15 protein-coding genes and 1 riboswitch are annotated in these 19,636 nt (G+C 62.0%); of the genes, 9 read left to right on the top strand and 6 right to left on the bottom strand.

The features are described from left to right. The first annotated feature begins 135 nt into the window (after positions 1-135). The 5 genes from HKK57_RS26485 to HKK57_RS26465 all read left to right on the top strand — a co-directional run bounded on the left by HKK57_RS26485 (position 136) and on the right by HKK57_RS26465 (position 7,758). Complete coding sequence (locus tag HKK57_RS26485) at positions 136-1,473, top strand: lysine N(6)-hydroxylase/L-ornithine N(5)-oxygenase family protein (RefSeq protein ID WP_029293121.1); 1,338 nt, start codon at positions 136-138, stop codon at positions 1,471-1,473. A 323-nt stretch (positions 1,474-1,796) separates the two neighbouring features. Further along, positions 1,797-2,513 (top strand): MgtC/SapB family protein, encoded by a 717-nt coding sequence (locus HKK57_RS26480; RefSeq protein ID WP_029293117.1) that lies wholly within the window; start codon positions 1,797-1,799, stop codon positions 2,511-2,513. Positions 2,514-2,935: 422 nt separating this feature from the next. After that, entirely contained in the window at positions 2,936-3,562 is a 627-nt protein-coding gene (locus tag HKK57_RS26475; RefSeq protein ID WP_029293115.1) for a response regulator transcription factor, read from the top strand. Between the two features lies 1 nt (position 3,563). After that, complete coding sequence (locus HKK57_RS26470; RefSeq protein ID WP_169391131.1) at positions 3,564-7,208, top strand: transporter substrate-binding domain-containing protein; 3,645 nt, start codon at positions 3,564-3,566, stop codon at positions 7,206-7,208. Positions 7,209-7,323: 115 nt separating this feature from the next. After that, entirely contained in the window at positions 7,324-7,758 is a 435-nt protein-coding gene (locus HKK57_RS26465; RefSeq protein WP_029293111.1) for a hypothetical protein, read from the top strand. Between the two features lies 1 nt (position 7,759). Here the strand turns inward: HKK57_RS26465 and dkgB are convergent, their stop codons facing one another. From dkgB to HKK57_RS26445, 4 genes are all read right to left on the bottom strand, one after another. Next, positions 7,760-8,563 carry a 2,5-didehydrogluconate reductase DkgB gene (gene dkgB / locus HKK57_RS26460; RefSeq protein ID WP_169391130.1) on the bottom strand — a complete coding sequence of 268 codons (804 nt, stop codon included), beginning with the start codon at positions 8,561-8,563 and terminating at the stop codon, positions 7,760-7,762. Positions 8,564-8,874: 311 nt separating this feature from the next. Then, positions 8,875-9,789: an ABC transporter substrate-binding protein gene (locus HKK57_RS26455; protein ID WP_029293107.1), complete on the bottom strand. Its 915-nt coding sequence runs from the start codon at positions 9,787-9,789 to the stop codon at positions 8,875-8,877. Continuing rightward, on the bottom strand, positions 9,786-10,145 hold the full coding sequence (locus HKK57_RS26450) for a (2Fe-2S) ferredoxin domain-containing protein (RefSeq protein WP_029293105.1): 360 nt from the start codon (positions 10,143-10,145) through the stop codon (positions 9,786-9,788). The genes HKK57_RS26455 and HKK57_RS26450 overlap by 4 nt, the downstream gene beginning before the upstream one ends. Beyond that, entirely contained in the window at positions 10,145-12,085 is a 1,941-nt protein-coding gene (locus tag HKK57_RS26445) for a TonB-dependent receptor plug domain-containing protein (RefSeq protein WP_029293103.1), read from the bottom strand. Before HKK57_RS26445 ends, HKK57_RS26450 begins: the two co-directional genes overlap by 1 nt. A 92-nt stretch (positions 12,086-12,177) precedes the next feature. Further along, positions 12,178-12,382: riboswitch (cobalamin riboswitch) on the bottom strand. A 102-nt stretch (positions 12,383-12,484) separates the two neighbouring features. Between HKK57_RS26445 and HKK57_RS26440 the strand changes: the two genes are divergently transcribed. Continuing rightward, on the top strand, positions 12,485-13,036 hold the full coding sequence (locus HKK57_RS26440) for a histidine phosphatase family protein (RefSeq protein WP_169391261.1): 552 nt from the start codon (positions 12,485-12,487) through the stop codon (positions 13,034-13,036). A 47-nt stretch (positions 13,037-13,083) separates the two neighbouring features. Continuing rightward, positions 13,084-13,842, top strand: coding sequence for a precorrin-6A synthase (deacetylating) (gene cobF / locus HKK57_RS26435; protein ID WP_169391129.1), 759 nt, complete (start codon positions 13,084-13,086; stop codon positions 13,840-13,842). Positions 13,843-13,976: 134 nt separating this feature from the next. Here cobF and HKK57_RS26430 read toward each other — a convergent pair whose 3' ends face one another. Together HKK57_RS26430 and HKK57_RS26425 are read right to left on the bottom strand one after the other, a co-directional pair. Next, the gene (locus HKK57_RS26430; protein ID WP_029293097.1) at positions 13,977-14,561 is read right to left on the bottom strand and encodes a hypothetical protein; all 585 of its coding nucleotides are present in this window, start codon (positions 14,559-14,561) and stop codon (positions 13,977-13,979) included. 73 nt (positions 14,562-14,634) lie between these two features. Then, positions 14,635-16,443: a monovalent cation:proton antiporter-2 (CPA2) family protein gene (locus tag HKK57_RS26425; RefSeq protein ID WP_070995227.1), complete on the bottom strand. Its 1,809-nt coding sequence runs from the start codon at positions 16,441-16,443 to the stop codon at positions 14,635-14,637. Positions 16,444-16,638: 195 nt separating this feature from the next. Between HKK57_RS26425 and HKK57_RS26420 the strand changes: the two genes are divergently transcribed. Continuing rightward, positions 16,639-18,213 (top strand): DUF726 domain-containing protein, encoded by a 1,575-nt coding sequence (locus tag HKK57_RS26420; RefSeq protein WP_050492765.1) that lies wholly within the window; start codon positions 16,639-16,641, stop codon positions 18,211-18,213. 102 nt (positions 18,214-18,315) lie between these two features. Next, complete coding sequence (locus tag HKK57_RS26415; protein ID WP_029293091.1) at positions 18,316-19,635, top strand: Nramp family divalent metal transporter; 1,320 nt, start codon at positions 18,316-18,318, stop codon at positions 19,633-19,635. Position 19,636 lies beyond the last annotated feature (1 nt).

Here is a 19,636-nt window from a genome sequence, read left to right as displayed (position 1 = left end):
TGCTGGAGTGAATCAGGTGCGGGCCTTAAATTTTTTTTCATTGTCCTCGTTTCCTATCAACACATGGCCTGTTGTTCAGCAGGTCGCCCAGGCTTTCCGCCCCACCGCCACGGGGCTTATCCAGAGGACACTGGAATGACACAGGCAATTGCATCGCCCGCGGTTCACGACCTGATCGGTATTGGTTTCGGTCCTTCGAACCTGGCGCTGGCCATCGCCCTGCAAGAGCGCGAGAAAGCCCAGGGCAAGCTCGATGTACTGTTTCTCGACAAGCAGGCCGACTACCGCTGGCACGGCAACACCCTGGTGAGCCAGAGCGAGTTGCAGATTTCCTTCCTCAAGGACCTGGTGACCCTGCGCAACCCCACCAGCCCCTATTCCTTCGTCAATTACCTCAAGGCCCACGGGCGCCTGGTGGACTTTATCAACCTGGGCACGTTCTACCCGTGCCGCATGGAGTACAACGACTATCTGCGCTGGGTCGCCGGGCAATTTACCGAGCAGAGCCGCTATGGCGAAGAAGTGCTGGCCATCGAGCCGATCCTGCATCAGCAGCAGGTCGAGGCGCTGCGGGTGATCTCCCGCGATGCCCACGGCGAGCAACTGGTGCGCACCGCGCGCTCGGTGGTGGTCAGTGCCGGTGGCACGCCACGTATCCCCGAGGCGTTCAAGGCGCTCAAGGATGACGGGCGGGTGTTCCACCATTCCCAGTACCTGGCGCGCATGGCCCAGCAGCCCTGTGTCGAGGGCAAGCCAATGCGCATTGCGATCATCGGCGGCGGGCAGAGCGCGGCGGAGGCGTTTATCGATCTGAACGACAGCTTCCCTTCGGTACAGGTGGATATCATCCTGCGCGGCTCGGCCCTCAAGCCTGCCGATGACAGCCCGTTCGTCAACGAAGTGTTCTCCCCGGAGTTCACCGACCTGGTGTTCCAGCAGCCCAGCAGCGAGCGCGAACGCCTGGTCAACGAGTACCACAACACCAACTATTCGGTGGTGGACCTGGACCTGATCGAGCGCATCTACGGGATTTTCTACCGGCAGAAAGTCTCGGGCATCGCCCGTCACGCCTTCCGCACCCTGACCACCGTGGAAAAAGCCAGTGCCGGGCCACTGGGCATCGAATTGGTGGTGCGTCACAACGCTACCGGCGAGACCGTGATCAATCACTACGATGCGGTGGTCCTGGCCACAGGTTATGAGCGGCAGATGCATCGCCAGTTGCTGGCGCCGCTCGAAGCCTACATGGGTGAGTTTGAAGTGAGCCGCGACTACCGCGTGGTCACCGACGAGCGCTGCAAGGCCGGTATCTATATGCAGGGTTTCAGCCAGGCCAGCCATGGCTTGAGCGATACCTTGCTGTCGATCCTGCCGATTCGTGCCGATGAGATTGCCGCGTCGCTGCATCAACATGATCGGCACCTGGGCCAGGGGCGTTCGGTGCGTGACGTGCTGCTGGCCACCGCGAGCTGACAGCCTGGAGCGTCGTTCCCGTGCCCGCGGGAGCGACCCTTGCCTGAACCCTTGCTGAAGAACCCGCCGATTCGCCGCACTGTCACTTTGCTCGCGCAGACTGCGGGCGTAAGCTGCGCCGGTTTTCAACCATAGCGCAGACTTTCGTGAACAGACTTTCGAGTGACAGTTGTCGACCAGGCTTGGCCAGCTGACGCGCATCTTCGTGCCGTTGCCTCGCCGTTAAAGCGAGAAGCGGTATTTCGGTGGCGAACCTCCCTGGTTCCTGCCTTATCCCCCTTTTTTCGACGCTGATTCTGCGGGCAATCAAAGGGAGATTCATCATGCAAGCCCTCAACAACATCAATCTGGATTCCCTGATCGACACCGTGGTCAGCCTTAGTGCCGCCTTTATTCTGGGCGGGCTGATCGGCTTTGAGCGCCAGTTCCGCCAGCGCACGGCGGGGCTGCGCACCAACGTACTGGTGGCGGTGGGGGCGGCAATATTTGTCGACATGGCCAACCGCCTGGCCGGGGCCGAAGGCGCCGTACGAGTGGTGGCGTATGTAGTGTCTGGCATTGGCTTTCTCGGCGCCGGGGTAATCATGCGCGAGGAGGGCAACGTGCGCGGGCTCAATACCGCAGCCACGCTGTGGACGTCCGCCGCCGTGGGCGCCTGCGCCGGTGCAGACCTGATCCTCGAGGCGTTCCTGGGCACGATGTTTGTGCTGGCGGCCAACACGCTGCTGCGCCCGATCGTCAATAACATCAACCGCCAGCCGCTGGATGTGGTGTCTGCCGAGGTCACCAACATCCTCTACGTGATCGCCCGGCGTACCCAGCAGCAAGCGGTGATGGCGTTGCTGGAGTCGGAACTGGCGCGCTGTAACTACCCGGCCAGTGATGTCGACGTAAGGCCCTTTGGCAGTGATGAGGTCGAGATCGAGGCCACCCTGGCGGCCAACTCGGTGGATGGCGACGAACTGGATGCCCTGGTCACGCGGATCTCACAGTCGACCCTGGTGGTGCAAGCGTTCTGGAGCCCCAGCACCACGGACTGACGGCAAAGGCTTACACCAGCCACAACAAGCCCGCCTTACACAACTAGCCCGCTCCCCACAACTCGGCGGTTGCCCTCAACTGATCGGAACTAGTCAAAAACGGTTTCTCAAACACCTTGAAAGGAATTTGCCTTAGAAGAGGGAGGCGGTTTTTTGCGTGTATTTGACTACGCTCTAGTGAGGATTAGTCCTACGTGATGGTCGGATTTTCCCTTCGGTTAAGGCATCGTCGCGTTGTTAATGTTGCGCCGTTGCACCTAGCCAGGTTCCGTTGAAACGTTCTGTGTAGACAGTGCCGCTGGTCGGAACTGGTACTTTTCACAGGTACAGGGGTTTCGTGTGATGTGTAAGGGTATTGGCGCCGCAAGAATGGCAAGGCGCCAGTAATGCAACTAATCGGTGGTGTCTTCCCAGGGAGTCGCATGAGCAAAGCATTAATCGTGGATGATCATCCGTTCATTCGTGCAACCGTCAAGTACCTGTTGCGCCAGGAAGGCTTTGACAAGATTTTCGAGGCTGGCAACGGCGCTGATGCCTTACAGATTGCCAGGGAGGAGCGGCCTGACCTGCTCATTCTGGACTTGGCGATGCCCAAGTTGGGCGGGCTGGAGGTGATAAGCCGGGTCAAGACCTTGGGCCTGCCCTGCAAGATTCTGGTATTGACCTCGTATCTGGCGGTTTTTTTCTCGGCTCGTTGCATGCGCGCCGGGGCGATGGGATTTGTCGCGAAAACCGGTGAATTGGATGAGTTGCAGAAGGCCATCAAGGCGGTCATGTCCAACTACAGCTGTTTCCCCAGCCTGCCGACCAGCTCCGTGCGCAAGGACGACTTGCAGACCACGGAACTGCAACTGGTCGAAGCGCTTTCTGACCGGGAGCTAACGGTATTGCAAAAATTGGCGTTGGGCCTGGGCAACAAGGAGATCGCCCAGGACATGCTGTTGAGCCACAAGACCATCAGCACTTACAAAACACGGTTGAAGGAGAAGTTGCGCATGTCTTCGGTGGTTCATCTGTCCAAGTTCGCTCAGCGTAACCACCTGATCTGACATGTCGACGTCTCTTGGCAAGTGGCTCGCGGTACTCTGGCTGGCGAGCCTGTCACTCATTATCAACGTGGCGCTGGGCGCGCCACAGCAACTGCACCTGTTGGGGCACTCGAGTTTCGACGTCCCGCAGGTGCACCTCAAAGAGACGGACTGGCGTTGGCTGCGCGAGCGCCGCACGCTGGTCATGGGGGTGTCCGCCCCGGACTATGCGCCTTTCGATCTGACGAACAACAACGACGAACTGGAGGGGATCACCGCCGATTACGCGGCATTGATCGCGCAGATGTTGAACGTGACCATCCAGGTCCAGCGCTACGAGCATCGGGACGACGTCATCGCGGCTCTCAAGCGTGGTGAGGTGGACTTCCTGGGCACAGCCAATGGCTACGAGGCGGCGGATCGGCAATTGAAGCTTTCGCGCTCGTACGCCAACGACCAGCCGACCCTGGTGACGCGTGTCGGTGACAGCCAGGCCCTAAGCGCCGAGCTTGAGGGCAAGCGCCTGGCCATGCTCTATCACTACATGCAGCCTGAGGTAGTGGCCGCCTATTACGCCAACGCCTCCTTGCAGCTTTACCCCTCGACCTTCGAGGCCATTGGTGCCGTCGCCTTCGGCCAGGCGGACGTTTATCTGGGCGATGCCATCAGCACCAATTATCTGATCAACAAAAACCATCTCAATAACGTGCGCATGGCTGATTTTTCCAGCCTGGAGGTCAACCCCTTCGCGTTCGCAGTCGACGGCGACAATCTGCGTCTGCTGCGCATCGTCAATGCGGCGCTGGAGATGATTCCGGTCAGTGAGCAGATGGAAATCCTGCGGCGCTGGAGCGCCGGCAACCTGGGGGTGGTTGGCCGCGAGCGCCTGCGCCTGAGCGCCAGTGAGCAGCGTTGGCTGGACAAGCACCCACGGGTCAAGGTGACGGCGCTCGACAAGTTCCAGCCGTTGTCTTTTTTCAATGAGCACGGGCAACTGCAAGGGTTGAGCGCCGAAGTGCTGGCCCAGATCAGCTTGCGCACCGGCCTGAAGTTCGATGTGGTGCGTGGTGAGTCACTGCCCCGTCAAGTCAGCCAAGTCAGCGAGGGCAGCGCGGACATGATCGCGTTCATCACCCCGAGCATGGCCCGTGAGGACCTGATCCGCTTTACTCGCCCGTACCTGAACAACCCGTTTGTGCTGATCTCGCGCGACGATGGCAGCCGTCCGATCACCATCGAGGACATGGCGGGCAAGCGCCTGGCGGTCATCCGCGGCAGCGTCCAGCGCGAGATCATCAGCCGCGAATATCCCGATATCCACTTGGTGGACGCCGAGGATTCCGCGCAGGCCATGGCGTTGGTCGTCAGTGGCACGGCGGACGCGACGGTCAACGCGCTGATCATTGCGCGCTACATCATCGCCCAGCACTACCGTGATCGCCTGCGCATCACCAGCACGGTCGGCTCGCAGCCCGCGCGAGTGGCCTTTGGTGTGGGGCGCGGCCAGTTGGAGTTGTACTCGATCCTGGACAAGGCGCTCTTGAGTATCACGCCCCAGGAGATGGATGAGCTGACCAATCATTGGCGTAGCGAAGTGGTGATTGATGACAGTTACTGGCTACGTCACCGCAACACGATTATCCAGGGGTTCGCAGTGGCCGCGCTGCTGTTGACGATCACCCTGGGGTGGGCGATTTACCTGCGCAGCCTGATTCGCAAGCGCGGCCAGGCCGAGCGCGCGCTGAGCGACCAGATGCGTTTCATGAGCGTGCTGATCGACGGCACGCCGCACCCGATTTATGTGCGTGACCGCCTGGGCCGGTTGATGGCGTGCAACAGTGCCTACCTCAATGTGTTCGGCTTCCGGCTCGAAGATGTGATTGGCAAGACCGTGGTCGAGACTGACACCGGCAACCACCCCCAGGCCCAGTCCTACCACGAAGACTACTTGCGCCTGATGGAGCGCGGAGAGCCGCAGATCCACGACCGTGTGCTCAAGGTGCCGGGCGGGGCGACCCTGACCATTTATCACTGGATGCTGCCTTACCGCGACGGTGACGAAAAGGTCGTGGGCATGATTGCCGGGTGGGTGGACGTCAGTGAGCGCCAGCGTTTGCTGGGGCAACTGCAAGAGGCCAAGGAGGGGGCAGACGCCGCCAATCGGGCCAAGACCACGTTCCTGGCGACCATGAGCCACGAGATCCGCACGCCGATGAATGCGGTGATCGGCATGATCGAGTTGGCACTGAAAAACGCCGAGCAGGGCCGTATCGACCACGATGCCCTGGCGGTGGCCTCTGATGCTTCGCGGGGCATGCTGGAGTTGATCGGCGACATTCTCGACATTGCCCGGATCGAGTCCGGCCACTTGTCCCTGACCCTGGAACCGTCGAACCCGCGCGAACTGCTGGCCTCGGTGGCCCGCATCTTCGAAGGGCTGGCACGGACCAAGGGCCTGATGCTCAAGGTTGATTTGGACCCGCTGGTGGACCGTTACGTGATGATCGACCCGTTGCGCTTCAAGCAGGTGGTCTCCAATTTGTTGAGCAATGCCATCAAGTTTACTGCCAAGGGCCATGTGCATTTGTGCGCCAGAGGCTCGCCGGCAGTCGCCAATGGCTACGTGAGCCTGCGGCTGGTGGTGGAAGACAGCGGGGTGGGTATCAGCGTCGAGGACCAGGCGCGGCTGTTCAATCCGTTTGTCCAGGGGCGCAACACCGACCAGTCGGCGCGCAGTGGCTCCGGCCTGGGCCTGGTGATTAGCCGCAGCCTGTGTGAAATGATGGGCGGCCAACTGAAATTGAGCAGCCGGCTGGGGCAGGGGACCCGCGTAGAGGTCACGCTGTCCCTGGCGGTGGCGTCCAGCACCAGCGCCGAGCATGAGTCGGTTGCACTGGACGCGTCGCCAGCTCACATGTTGAACATCCTGGTGGTGGATGATTACCCCGCCAACCGCCAATTGCTGACCCGGCAACTGAGCTTCCTGGGGCACCGCATCACCACCGCCAACGATGGTGTGCAAGGCTTGGAGCGCTGGCAGGCCGAGCGTTTCGACGGGGTGATCACGGACTGCAATATGCCGCTGAAAAATGGCTATGACCTGGCGCGGGAAATCCGTGCCGATGAGCGTGCCCGGGGATTGGCGCCTTGCCTGTTGCTGGGGTTTACCGCCAACGCCCAGCCCGAAGAAACCGAGCGTTGCCTGGCGGCAGGGATGGATGGTTGCCTGTTCAAGCCCACGGGGCTGGAGGACCTGCATGCCGCGCTTGCGTCACGTACCGCCAAGCCGTCGGTCCAGGCCGAAGTGCAGGCTGACGTCATGCCGGATATGGACTTGAGTCGGTTGCTGGCGTTGACCGGCTCCGACGTGGACGCCATCAAGGAGTTGCTGGCCCCCCTGCTCGAAAGCCTTGCCGCCGACCGTACGCTACTGCAGGCGTTGGCCAATAAACACGACTATGCCCAGTTGCATGACCTGGCTCATCGCACCAAGGGCGGCGCGCGCCTGGTCTCGGCCCAGGTATTGGTCAGCCACTGTGAGGCGCTGGAAGCCGCCTGTGAACAGCGCGACCCTCAGGCATTGGCCGCTGCGGTGGCGGGCGTGCAGCAAGCCATTGACCAGTTGCATCAGGCCCTGACGGACTACTGCGATCATGCTCAAAGGTAGGATTTGGGAGAAATCCTACGCTCTGGGGGAACTCCGCTGATTTTGTAGACCATTTATGTCTGGAACAGTAGCGCGCTCCTTCCGGCCACGAGCGCGACCTGCTCAGGGACTTGCCATGCCCACCAAAGCACTGACCATCCTGATCGCTGATGAACAGCACCTGCAACGGCTGCACATCGAAAAAATGCTTAACCAGTTGGGCTATTACCGGATCGTCCCGGTGCAGACTGTCGAGGAAGTACTGATCCTCACCGACATCCCGGCCGAGCCCTTTGATGTGCTGGTCATCCATGCGGGCCTGGCCGCCAGCGCCGGCGGGGAGTGGGTGCTGCGCCAGCAACATCCGCAGGTGCGCCATGTGCTGGTCTATGCCGACCAGGACCTGGAGCCAGCGGTCTCTCTTGCGCCCCTGGTCCTGATGCGTTTGCCAGGCGCGCTCGACAGTGTCGCCCTGGAACACTTCATGGGCATCATCGACCCGCCGTCACCGGTCAGCGGCTTGCGGGTCTTGCCATGGCTGCGGGAACTGGCGCGCAGCCCGGTGGTTTAGCTCAGTCCCATCGCGGCGCAATGCCCTTGGGGCTGGTCAGGCGATGGCCACGCTCAAGGCCGTTGATCTGCGCCATATCGGCTTCGCTCAAGGTCAGTTGCACGGCCTTGAGGTTGCTCTGCAGGTTGGCGCGTTGGGTCGAGGACGGAATCACCGCATACCCCGATTGCATGGCCCAGGCCAGGGTGACCTGTGCGGGCGTGGCCTGGTTGCGCTGGGCAATCGCCTGGATCAGCGGGTCTTTGAGCACTTCGCCGTAGGCCAGGGTCATGTACGACGTAATCTGGATACCGTGGCGCGTGGCGAAATTCACCACGGTGCGGTTTTGCAAGTACGGGTGCAGTTCGATCTGGTTGGTGGCGATGTTCTCGGCACCGACGGCGGCGATGGCTTCTTTCATCAGCGCCACGGTGAAGTTGGAAACACCGATCTGCCGGGTCAGGCCCAGGCGCTTGGCTTCCAGCAACTGCCCCATGAACTCGGCGACGGGCACCTGGTTTTGCGGTGATGGCCAATGGATCAGGGTCAGGTCCAGATAGTCGGTCTTGAGCTTGCGCAGGCTTTCCTTGAGGCTGGGTATCAGTTGGCCTTCGGCAAAATTGGCGATCCAGATCTTGCTGGTAATGAACAATTCATCGCGGGGGATACCCTTGTCGGCGATCGCTTGGCCGACATCGGCCTCGTTCTCATAGATCTGTGCGGTATCGATGGCCCGGTAGCCCAAGTCCAGGCCGGTACTGACCGAATCGATGACCACCTGGCCTTGCAGGCGGAAAGTGCCAAGACCGAATGCGGGAATAGACATGAGTGACTCCTGTTGTGGCATGAACAATGGCGTTGAGTATCAGCCGCACGCGCCTGCGCAAACACCCACGATTGTTCAAATCACTCTTGACCAGAAGTCATGAGTCCCATTGTGGTGATAAGGCGAGCTTGCAGGGGACAGAGGGCTACCCACCACTGGCCTTTCTTGTGGCGAGCGGGCTTGCCCCGCGCTGGGCGGCAAAGCCGCCCCAACAGCCTCACCACGTTCTACCAGATACACCGAGGTGGCTGGTTTTGGGGCTGCTGCGCAGCCCTGCGGGGGACAAACCCCCTCGCCACAACCGTAGGTTTCTACAGATTTTTGAGTTGGCGGGCCAGGTCCAGTACCACTTTGCCGCTGCCGACATTGGGCACCAGGTGGGTAAACGGGATATCGATCATGCGGTTTTCCCGCACGGCCCGCAGGCGCGACAGCACCGGGTCGCGGGTCAGCAGCTGGCGTTTACGGCTGGCCGGGGACCATACGGCATCGGCCAGCAGAATCACGTCCGGGTCGCTCATCAATAACGTCTCACTGCTGACCGTGACCCGGTATTGATTGATTCCGGCCAACAGGTTGCGAGCCCCGGCCGCGGCCAGCAGGGCGCTGACGAAACCTTGCCGGCCCTCGCTGTCCAGGCCGTTGACTTCACTGTCGAGATAAAACACCGACAAGGGTTTTGCCGGCTTGGCCAGTGCCTGGGCGCTGGCCAGGTCAGCGTCCAGGGCCTCGATCAGGTCGCGGGCCCGCTGCGGTTTGTGCAGCAAGTTGCCCAGGGTCAGCAGGTCGGTGCGAATGTGGCCGAAGTAATCCAGGGAGCGCCCGGCACACGCCGACTCCAGCAGATACGAGCCCACGCCATTACCGGCCAGCCCGGTACGCGAGGTGATGCCGTTGCCAAAGGCCGTGGCAAAACCGCCCACCACCAGGTCCGGCCGCTGCCCATATAACACCTCGCTGGCCGGATAGCGCGGGGCAATCACCGGCACACCGAAGTACCTGCCCTGTTTATGCGCGGCACCGTTGTCATCCAGGTACGCCACGCCTACCAGCGCCGGGCCGGCGCCCAGGGCCAGCAGCATATCGGCGGCGTGCTGGTTCAGGGCGACGATGCGCGACGGCGGCGCATGGGGCAGTTGCCAATCCTGCTGGCAATTGCGATAGCCGTCCGCCAGGGCCGGCGCACTGCACAACAGGGCGATGGCCAACCCTCCCAGGCGCTTCATGGGCGCTCCCGGATCAACAGCTCTTCGACCACTTCACCGCCCACCAGGTGCATATCCACCAGGCGCACGGCGTCGGCCTTGCTGTGTATCCCATACCAGCAGCGCTCCGGGTATACCGTGAGCACCGGCCCCAGGTTGCACGGGAACTGGCAATGGGTACGCGTGAGCAGCACACCACCGGGCACTTCGATGCGCTGGTGTTCCAAGAGGCGCCGACGCAGGGTTTTCCATAGTTGCAACGCGCCCCGCTGGGTGCAGCGCGGGCCGGTGCACAGCAGCACATGGCGGGCATGCTCGGGGATGCGGGACCAGTCGGGGTGGGTGTCCACCCCGTCGATTTGGGTGATCTCAGTCATCAGAAGCGATACGTGTAACGCACCTCAGAGGTGAATGGCCGGCCCAGGTTGTCGACATTGCTGGAGCGGCTGGTGACGTAGTCGCGGTCGAACAGGTTTTCTACCAGCAGGCTCACGCGGTGCTGGTGGGCGTTGTCGAGGTAGCGATAGGCGTCGGCGTCCACCACCGAATAGTGGCCGTATTCGACTCTTTTCGAGCTGGTCACATCGTGGATATAGCGGATGGCCGCGCCGGCGCCCCACAGGCGATTCTGCGATTCGAACCCCACCCGCGAGCGGGCGAAGAAGCTCGGCACATCATTGATGGTGACCCCGGTGCGCGACTCGGTCAGGTTGCGGGTCATGTCCGCCTGCAGGCTCCACTGATCGTTGAGCGCCAACTTGGCATCGGCTTCGAAGCCGCGTACCTGGATCTGACCCTGGCCGTTGACCCACTGGATGTCGTCGAGGGTGATCAGGTCGGTGATCTTGCGCTTGAACAGGGTCACGCTGGCGCTGAACTCGCGGTCGGCCAGCAGGCCCTTGTAGTCCAGGCCCAGTTCGGCGTTGCGGCTTTTCTCCGGCTTGAGGTTGCGGTTGCCGATCTCGTCGCCGGGTTCGTTGACGAACAGTTGCTCGGCATTCGGCAGCTTGTAGGCCGTACCGTACTGGCCGCGCAGGGCCCAGTTGGCGTTGAGGTCGTAGAGCGAGGTGAGCATGCCGACCGTGGCGCTGTCGCCGCCGCTCATGGTTTCGTGGCGCACGCCGAGGCTCGGATGCCAGTCGGGCAGGGCGTCGATCTGCGGGCGCAACTGGGTGTAAACGGCGTGGGCTTCGGCCTTGTTGTTGTCGATGACCAGCACATCGTCCTGGCCCTTGAACCACTGGTTGTCGGTACCGAATACCAGCACATGGCCGCCCGCAAGCTCGGCCTTGCCCTCGGCCTGCACGCCCCAGTCGGTAAAACCCCAGTAGTCATCGTGATTGCGCACCACGGTGCCGCCGTCGGCGGTGTTGTTGACCCGTGAGTAGCGGGTATCCCAGTCGTTGATATGGCCCTTGACGAAGTAGCTCAGCCGCTCGTTGATGCTCTGTTCGAAGGTCGCCGTGGCAATCTGCTGCACGCGGTCGTTGGTGGTCTTGCGGTTGTTGGTGGCGCCGGCGAAGTCCAGGTTGGCGTCGGTGTACTGGTAAAACAGCTCCAGGCGCGAGTCATCGCCAAAAGACTGGATGGCCTTGGCGCCGAGTGTGGTGACTTCGTAGGAGCGTTTCTTGTCGGTGACGTTGCTCATGTCGCGGTTACGAAAGGGCTGGTAGCCCTCGGACACGTTATGGCTGACATAGGCCAGCAAACCCAGGTCGCCCAGGCCATTGCTGAAAATCCGCTCGGCCCGAGCATCGCCGGTGGTGCCGCCAAAGGTATCGACGCCCAGGTTGGTTTCGCCGGATACGTCGCGCGTCTGCGGGCTGCGGGTGACGATGTTGATGACCCCCGCCACGGCCTGGGTGCCGAACAACAGGCTCTGGCCGCCCTTGAGCACTTCGATGCGTTCCACGGCGTTGGCCGGCAAGGTATCCAGGTACAGGCCACCGTACAGGCGGTTGTTCAGGCGTACGCCGTCGAGCAGGATCAGGGTGTCGTCATTGCGCCCGCCCAACAGGGAATAGGTGCCGTAGTCGAACGGGCCGTTTTTCGGGGCCACGTAGAAACCGGGGATGAACATCTGCATCGCCCGCGTGATATCTGCGCTGGGGCCGGCGCGTTCGATCTGTTGGCGGGTGACAATTTCGACCTTGCTGCCGTACTGGGCCATGTCGGCCACGGTGGTGGATTCCACCGACGGCGCGGAAACGGTCTGTGCCTTGAGTTCCAGGGCACTATTGTCAGCGAGTAGCAGGGGACTGAACAGACAACCCAACAGCAAGGTTGGGCCAGAAGTGACGCCGCGTTGAAAAATCATAGTCTTCTCGAAAAGTATCTTCGCAGAAGCACGCAGGAGAAGGTATCGAGCACACGCCAATACCGGCCCATGCCCGCCCACCGCAGGATTTTGCCAAACAGAAATTCCAGGCCGGTCTCCGGGCTCACGCGTATCGAACCCTTCACCTTCCCATGGCGTTCTGGCCACAGTGGTGTGTCGAAGGGGTCACGCGTATACCGTTGCGGGGGCAGCACCGGACTTGCTCGATCGAGCGTACCGGTTTCCCGTTTCACCCCATGCACGGCGGCATGAGGCACCTGAAACAGGCCGGCATCTGAACATTCCCGCGACCGTTGGTCAACTTCTCCAGTGGCCGAACCGGTGGGTCTGGATCGTTGTAATATGTTTGCTTCGCTTGATCACCAGAGCCGCACGTCCATGCAGAGCACCCGATTGACGCTGATTTGCCATGGTGCGACCCGCGCGCAAAAGCGTGGGCATTTCGCCCTTGATGAAGCCCTGGAAACGCCGCCGTCGCCCTTGAGGCTGGCCGCACGTTTCAAAAAAGCGCCACGCCTGTTATGCGGGCCTGAGACCAGGGCCCGGCAAACGGCGACGCTGTTCGGTCAGCACGCCATGATTGATGACGGGTTGCGCGATATGGACGTGGGCCATTGGCGCGGTCGGGATATCAATGACATCGACCGCGACGAACTGACGACCTGGCTCACCGACAGCACCAGCGCGCCTCACCGTGGTGAGTCAGTGACGCAGTTGTGCGAGCGCGTCAGCCAGTGGCTGCAACGCGTCGCAGAGCAGCCCGGCCATGTGCTGGCGGTGACGCATCCCGCGGTGGTTCGTGCTGCGTTGCTTCATGTCATGCAGGCACCCATCGCTATGTTTTACCTGATTGATGTGGAGCCGCTGTCTTCTACCGAGCTGCGTTTCAACAACGTCTGGCGTCTGCGCCTGGAAACGCACGAGACCTGAGTGGCGCGAACATGGCAAAATCCCGGCCCCGCACTGAGAACACCTTCATGAAAAAGATCCTGATCATCGGCATTGGCGCCGGCAACCCCGACTACATCACGATGCAGGCGGTGAAGGCGCTTAACCGTACCGACGTGTTTTTTCTGATGGACAAGGGCCAGAGCAAGGACAAACTGATCGACCTGCGCCGGGAGATCTGCCAGACCTACATCGACGCCGGGCATGCCTACCGCTTTGTCGAAGCCGACTGCCCCGAGCGTGTGCGTGGCGAGATCGACTACACCACGGCTGTGCAGGATCTGAACCGCGACAAGCAACAGACTTTCGAGCGGATGATCAACGAACAAATGGCCGACGGCGAAGTGGGGGCCTTCCTGGCCTGGGGCGACCCGGCGTTGTACGACAGCACCATCCGCATCCTGCAGGCGATTCTGGCCAGTGGCAGCTGTACGTTTGAGTTCGAGGTCATCCCCGGGATCACCAGCGTCCAGGCCCTGGCGGCCCAGCATAAAGTGCCGCTGAACTGCATCGGCCGTTCCATCGAGATCACCACCGGGCGCCGGCTTGCGGCGGGGCAGGTCGGTGATGCCGATACGCTGGTGGTGATGCTGGACGCCGAGGACTCCTACCGGAGCGTCGCGGATCAGCAAATGGACATCTACTGGGGCGCGTACCTGGGCACCCCGGATGAAATCCTGATCAGCGGCAAGGTGGCCGAAGTGGCCGACGAAATCGAGCGCGTGCGCAAGGCGGCGCGCCAGGCCAATGGCTGGATCATGGACACCTACCTGCTGCGCAAGCCGTAGGGAGGAATGCAGTTAAACCTGTGGGAGCGGGCTTGCCCGCGATAGCGGTGTGTCAGTAGACATCTAACTAACTGACCCACCGCAATCGCGGGCAAGCCCGCTCCCACATTGGATTTGTGGTGCTTAGGAGGATGTCACTTGCCGCTGGTAATCTGCCTGACCAGCAACTCATGCCCCGTCACATCTTCAGCCCGGGAGATGGCCTGTATCACCAGCAACCGGTTGCCAGAACCCGCGAGAAACATCGAGTTCAAGGTCTTGCCGCCGCCCATGCTGGCGGTGCCATCAACCTGGCGCAGGCCCACGCCCTTGACCAGGAGTTTCTTCTGCGCCAGTTTCTTGTAGTCCGGCAGGCTGGTGCCTATCTCCTTGAGGAAACCTTTAACCGCGCTATCGAGAAACAGCGGTTCGTCGTCCTTCAGGTCGATGCCATCGTTGCGCAGGGTCTGGGCCACCACCACTACGCTTTTTGACGCCTTGTTGATATACATCGTGCTGTTGGCGCCCGCAGTGCCTTGGGTTTGTACGCCGGCGGGCAAGGCCTCGGCGACGTAGCCCTTGGGCAGGGTGAAGGTGAACTTGCCGTCCAGGGTCGAGACGATCTGGAATTCATCCGGCGGCAGCGGGGCCGGCTTGGCGGCCGCGAACAGCGGGCTGGCGCCCAGGCTGACGGTCAGCGCCAGGGCCAGGCGGGCTGCGGTTTTGCTGAGGCTGAGCATGAGGTCTTCCAATGGATGAACGAAATTGCGTCATATTCTGTCAGAAAATTCGCAACTTCGTTCTGATCCATCCTCAGACCTTCCCGGACTCTTCCTCAAGGCGGTCCATTTCAAACAAACGGGCCAACTCCGCACGGGACTCCTGGGCCGACTGCATCACCTTGGCCGCATCGTCATACACCGCGTGCTGGGCGGTCAGCAGTTGCAGGTCGTGGTGCTTGAAGCGGTTGATCCGCGCATCGGCCTGGGTCTCGCTCAGTCCCAGGCCGACCAGGGTGCGGCGGCTCATTTCCAGGCTGGAATAGAAGGTTTCACGCACCGGTGACGCGTCCAGGTCCACCAGGCGATGCACGTGCTGACGGTTGCGGGCACGGGCGATGATTTTCATGTGCGGGTAGAGGTTGCGCACCAGTTCGGCGGTCTTGATGTTGATTTCCGGATCATCCATCGCGATCACAAAGTACTCGGCCTGGTCGACCTTCGCGGCATGCAGGATTTCCGGGCGCTGGGGGTCACCGTAAAACACCGGCATGCCGCCGAAACTGCGGGTCAGCTCGATGGTTTCCACGGAGGTGTCGAGGGCGATAAACGAAATGTTCTGCGCCCGCAGGATCCGCGCCACGATCTGCCCCATACGGCCCATGCCCGCGATCACCACCCGTGGCGCGTCGCTCTCGATGGCGCGGTACTCTTCTGGCACTTCCACCGGTTTGGTCTTGGGTCGAAACAGCTTGGGGCACAGCAGCAACAGCAGCGGGGTGAGGGCCATCGACAGGGTGATGGTCAGCACCAACACGTCGTACAGATGCGGAGCGAACAGGCCCTGGTCGCGGCCGATCTTGAACACCACGAAGGCAAACTCACCACCGGCCGCCAGCACCACACCCAGGCGCACTGCGCTCTCGCGGTTGAGTTCGCCGACCATCTGCCCGACCGCGTACAGCAGCGGCAACTTGATAGCGATCAGCAGCAGGGTCAGCCCCAGCACCACAAAGGGCGTGCTGAACAACAGGCCGATATTGGCGCCCATGCCCACGCTGATAAAGAACAGCCCCAGCAACAGGCCTTTGAACGGCTCGATTTGCGACTCCAGCTCGTGGCGGTATTCCGAGTCGGCCAGCAGCAGGCCGGCGAGGAATGCGCCGAGGGCCATGGACACGCCCACCAACTCCATCAGCCAGGCGGTGCCGATCACCACCAGCAGCGCGGTGGCGGTGGACACCTCGCGAAGGCCGGTCTTGGCGACGATGCGAAACACCGGGCGCAGCAAGTAGCGACCGCCGATGATCACCACGGCGATACTGCCCAATACCTGCAAACCGTGGTTCAGGTCCTGGGCGGCGGTGGTGGTGTGGTCACTGCCGGCCAGCAGCGGCACCATAGCGATCAGCGGGATTGCCGCGATGTCCTGGAACAGCAGGATCGCAAAGGCCAGGCGCCCGTGGGGGCTGTTCAGCTCCTTGCGTTCGGCCAGGCTTTGCAGGCCGAAGGCCGTGGAGGACAGCGCCAGCCCCAGGCCCAGCACAATCGCGCTGTTCCATGACTGGCCAAACGCCCAGAGCGCCACTGCGCCCATCACCATGGCAGTCAACAACACTTGCGCCAGACCCACGCCAAACACCGCCTTGCGCATCACCCACAGGCGTTTGGGCGACAGTTCCAGGCCGATGATGAACAGCAACAACACCACCCCCAGTTCGGAGAACTGCGCGACGCTTTGCGGGTTGCCCACCAGGCCCAGTACCGAGGGGCCGATAATCACACCGGCGAACAGATAGCCCAGCACCGCCCCCAGTTTCAGGTGCTTGGCCAGGGGCACGGTGAGCACCGCGGCCAACAGGAACACCACGGCCGCTTGTAACAGGTTGCCTTCATGGGGCATCGCTTACTCCAGGATCTTTGAGGCGAATCGACAGGGCGCTATTAGAACGCGGTTTGGCGTTTTTGAATCTGAATTTTTACTAAAACCTTGGCCACGCGAGTGGCTCTGTCATCAGTAGATTGCTGTCTATCGCCATCCATGCAGGGCGGGTTCTTGCTACTATCGCCCTCCGTCGTCACCAGGAGCCAGCGCCTCATGCAACACCAGTGGGATGAAATGCACCGCACCCGCAAGCCCTCGTTCGTGCTGTGCGGCGAGCCCCAGGGGCAGGTGCTCAATCTCTATGTCCATGGCTATTCTGCGTTTTTCAACCAGCAACAGTTGGCCAGTTTCCAGGCGCAACTGGCGGGGATCGAGGGCTCGACCAACCTGATGCTGTTCTGGCCCGCCGGGCATTTCCTGGAAAACCTGTTCGCGCCCTTCAAGGACATCATCACCTCGATGCTCGGCGGCGGCACCCTGGGTGCGGCCACCGTGGGCCTGGGCAAGGCGGTGGGCTATTTTCTCGATCACTACAAAAGTGTCGAGGCGCGGGTGGACGAAGTGGCCAGGACGCTGTTGGAGGAACTGGCCAACTACCTGCACGCCGAGTCGATCGACGTGCGCCAGATCAACCTGATCGGCCATTCCCTGGGCGCTCGCCTGCTGGTCAAGAGCCTGCTGGCCAACCCGGAACTGGCCCGGGAGCTGCCGCTCAATCACCTGTTGTTGATGGGCGGCGCGATTTGCACGTCCAGCCCCTGGGAGCAGGTATCGGCGCCGCTCAAGGGGCGGGTGATCAACTGCCATTCCAGCAAGGACTGGGCCCTGGCGCTCAAACCGGATGCCGAGCGCTGCATTGGCCGATACGCCATCCCCCTGACGCCATCCCTCAAGGGCAAAGTGACCAATGTGCATCTGGTCACCTTCGACCACGCTGCCTACTGGCCGCAGTTGAAAACCGTGGTGCAGTACACCGACTTGCTGCACGAGCGCCGCGGCATGATCCGTGCGGACCAGCGCAGTGCCGAGGTGCGTTTTGCCGAGGAAGACGTGGACCTGTTGCCGGTGCTGCGTCAGGCACGGGCGCCAGAGCTGCAGTTTCTCGCCGAGTTGATGGCCGCCAAGCGCAGCGCGACCATCGATGCCCAGGTGCGCGACCCATTGCAACTGGCCATCGAGTTGCAGCGCATGGGCGGTGACAGCTTTATGAACCTGGCCCGTGGGCATGGGGTGAGTTATCGCCAATTGGCCCAGGACGTGGCCCTGCGCGTTGGGCTCAAGTTTGACCAGCCCCTCGACAGTGTGGCCCTGGTGAGCCTGGAAGAGCGGGTCGCCGAGACCCTGATCGAGCAGTACAAGGACAAACTCAGCCTGGCCGACCGCGCGGTGTTCGAGGCCGAACTCCGGGCGGCGGCGCAAAAGGAGCAGGGCTTTTTCAACCGATTCGATGTCGGCCGTTCGGCCACCACTGCCTTGAGCGGCACGGCGTTGGCCGGGCTGACCGGGTTTATCCTGCGCCGAGGTGCGGCCACGGCGATTCCGGTGGTGGGGCAGGCGCTGGCGGCGGCTATGCTGCTGGTGAGCGGGGTGCGGGCGTTTTCCGGGCCGGCGTATTCCATCACCACCCTGGCGGTGTTGGTGCTGGGGGTGATTCGCCAGCGTATGGAACGTGAGGCGCTGAATCAGGAAATGGATCTGGTAGCGCAGGTAGTCGAGGCGCTTGATCTCCGTGGCGAGGGGGCTTGTCCCCCGTTGGGCTGCGCAGCAGCCCCAGTAAGCCTCACCTAGATACCGGGATAGCAGGTTTTGGGGCTGCTGCGCAGCCCAGCGGGGGACAAGCCCCCTCGCCACCGGTAACACCGATACCCATATATTTGTCTGGTACCCAACGTGAAATTCAGCCTGCCGAAAATTGCCACTGCCCCGTTCTGCCCCCCGGAAGTGGCGGGCACCATCCCCGTTGATCCGCGCGCGTCGTTTTTCAAACGGGTGCTGCAGTTTGCCGGCCCTGGCCTGCTGATCTCCATCGGCTACATGGACCCCGGCAACTGGGCCACGGCCATCGAGGCCGGCTCGCGCTACGGCTACAACCTGCTGTTCGTGGTTTTGCTCGCGAGCCTGGCGGGGATGGCGGTGCAGTGCCTGTGTTCGCGGCTGGGCATCGCCACTGGCAAGGACCTGGCGCAATTGTGCCGCGAACGCTACAGCCAGCGTTCAGCGCGCACGCAATGGGTGCTGGCGGAAATCTCGATCATCGCCACCGACCTGGCCGAGGTCCTTGGCTGCGCCCTGGCGTTTCACCTGCTGCTGGGGGTTTCGCTGACGACCGGCATTGTCATCACTGCCTTTGACACGCTGCTGATCCTGGCCCTGCAAAACCGTGGCTTCCGGCGCCTGGAGGCGATCATGCTGGCGCTGGTGGCGACCATTGGCGTGTGTTTCTTCGTCGAACTGGTGTTGATCAAGCCTTATTGGCCGGACGTCATGCGCGGTTTCACACCGTCCCTCTCGGCGATCAGTGACGCCGCGCCGCTGTACCTGGCCATCGGTATCCTCGGGGCCACGGTGATGCCCCATAACCTGTACCTGCACACGTCCATCGTGCAAACCCGCCTGTTCGGCAAGGACCTGGCCAGCCGCCAGGACGCGGTCAAGCTGGCGCGCATCGATACCATCGGCTCCCTGGCCCTGGCCCTGCTGGTCAACTCGGCGATCCTGGTGCTGGCGGCTGCGGCGTTCCACCAGACCGGCCATACCGAGGTGGTAGAAATCCAGGACGCCTACCACCTGCTGGACCCGCTGGTGGGCGGTGCCTTTGCCAGTATCCTGTTCGGCATTGCCTTGCTGGCGTCCGGGCAAAGCTCGACCTTCACGGGCACCATCGCCGGCCAGGTGATCATGGAGGGCTACCTCAACTTGCGGATTCCCTGCTGGCAACGCCGCCTGATCACCCGTGGCCTGGCGCTGATCCCGGCGTTCCTCGGGGTGTGGTTGATGGGCGACGATGCCATCGGCAAATTGCTGGTCCTCAGCCAGGTGGTCCTCAGCCTGCAGTTGCCCTTTGCCTTGTACCCGCTGATCCGCATGACCGGCGACCGCCAACTGATGGGGCCGTTCGTCAATCGCCTGCCCACCCGGATCCTGGCCTGGAGCCTGTTCAGCGTGATCAGTGGCGCCAACGCCTGGTTGATCGGCCAGTGGCTGTTCTGAT

This window comes from Pseudomonas sp. ADAK21, from assembly GCF_012935735.1.
GTDB lineage: Bacteria > Pseudomonadota > Gammaproteobacteria > Pseudomonadales > Pseudomonadaceae > Aquipseudomonas > Aquipseudomonas proteolytica.
Note: the sequence above shows the minus strand (reverse complement) of the source record. Positions and strands in the feature narration are given on the sequence as shown.

Coding starts and splice junctions, on each gene's coding strand:
- HKK57_RS26485 (WP_029293121.1), top strand. CDS start 136: ATGACACAGGCAATTGCATCGCCCGCGGTTCACGACCTGATCGGTATT.
- HKK57_RS26480 (WP_029293117.1), top strand. CDS start 1,797: ATGCAAGCCCTCAACAACATCAATCTGGATTCCCTGATCGACACCGTG.
- HKK57_RS26475 (WP_029293115.1), top strand. CDS start 2,936: ATGAGCAAAGCATTAATCGTGGATGATCATCCGTTCATTCGTGCAACC.
- HKK57_RS26470 (WP_169391131.1), top strand. CDS start 3,564: ATGTCGACGTCTCTTGGCAAGTGGCTCGCGGTACTCTGGCTGGCGAGC.
- HKK57_RS26465 (WP_029293111.1), top strand. CDS start 7,324: ATGCCCACCAAAGCACTGACCATCCTGATCGCTGATGAACAGCACCTG.
- dkgB (WP_169391130.1), bottom strand. CDS start 8,563: ATGTCTATTCCCGCATTCGGTCTTGGCACTTTCCGCCTGCAAGGCCAG.
- HKK57_RS26455 (WP_029293107.1), bottom strand. CDS start 9,789: ATGAAGCGCCTGGGAGGGTTGGCCATCGCCCTGTTGTGCAGTGCGCCG.
- HKK57_RS26450 (WP_029293105.1), bottom strand. CDS start 10,145: ATGACTGAGATCACCCAAATCGACGGGGTGGACACCCACCCCGACTGG.
- HKK57_RS26445 (WP_029293103.1), bottom strand. CDS start 12,085: ATGATTTTTCAACGCGGCGTCACTTCTGGCCCAACCTTGCTGTTGGGT.
- HKK57_RS26440 (WP_169391261.1), top strand. CDS start 12,485: ATGCAGAGCACCCGATTGACGCTGATTTGCCATGGTGCGACCCGCGCG.
- cobF (WP_169391129.1), top strand. CDS start 13,084: ATGAAAAAGATCCTGATCATCGGCATTGGCGCCGGCAACCCCGACTAC.
- HKK57_RS26430 (WP_029293097.1), bottom strand. CDS start 14,561: ATGCTCAGCCTCAGCAAAACCGCAGCCCGCCTGGCCCTGGCGCTGACC.
- HKK57_RS26425 (WP_070995227.1), bottom strand. CDS start 16,443: ATGCCCCATGAAGGCAACCTGTTACAAGCGGCCGTGGTGTTCCTGTTG.
- HKK57_RS26420 (WP_050492765.1), top strand. CDS start 16,639: ATGCAACACCAGTGGGATGAAATGCACCGCACCCGCAAGCCCTCGTTC.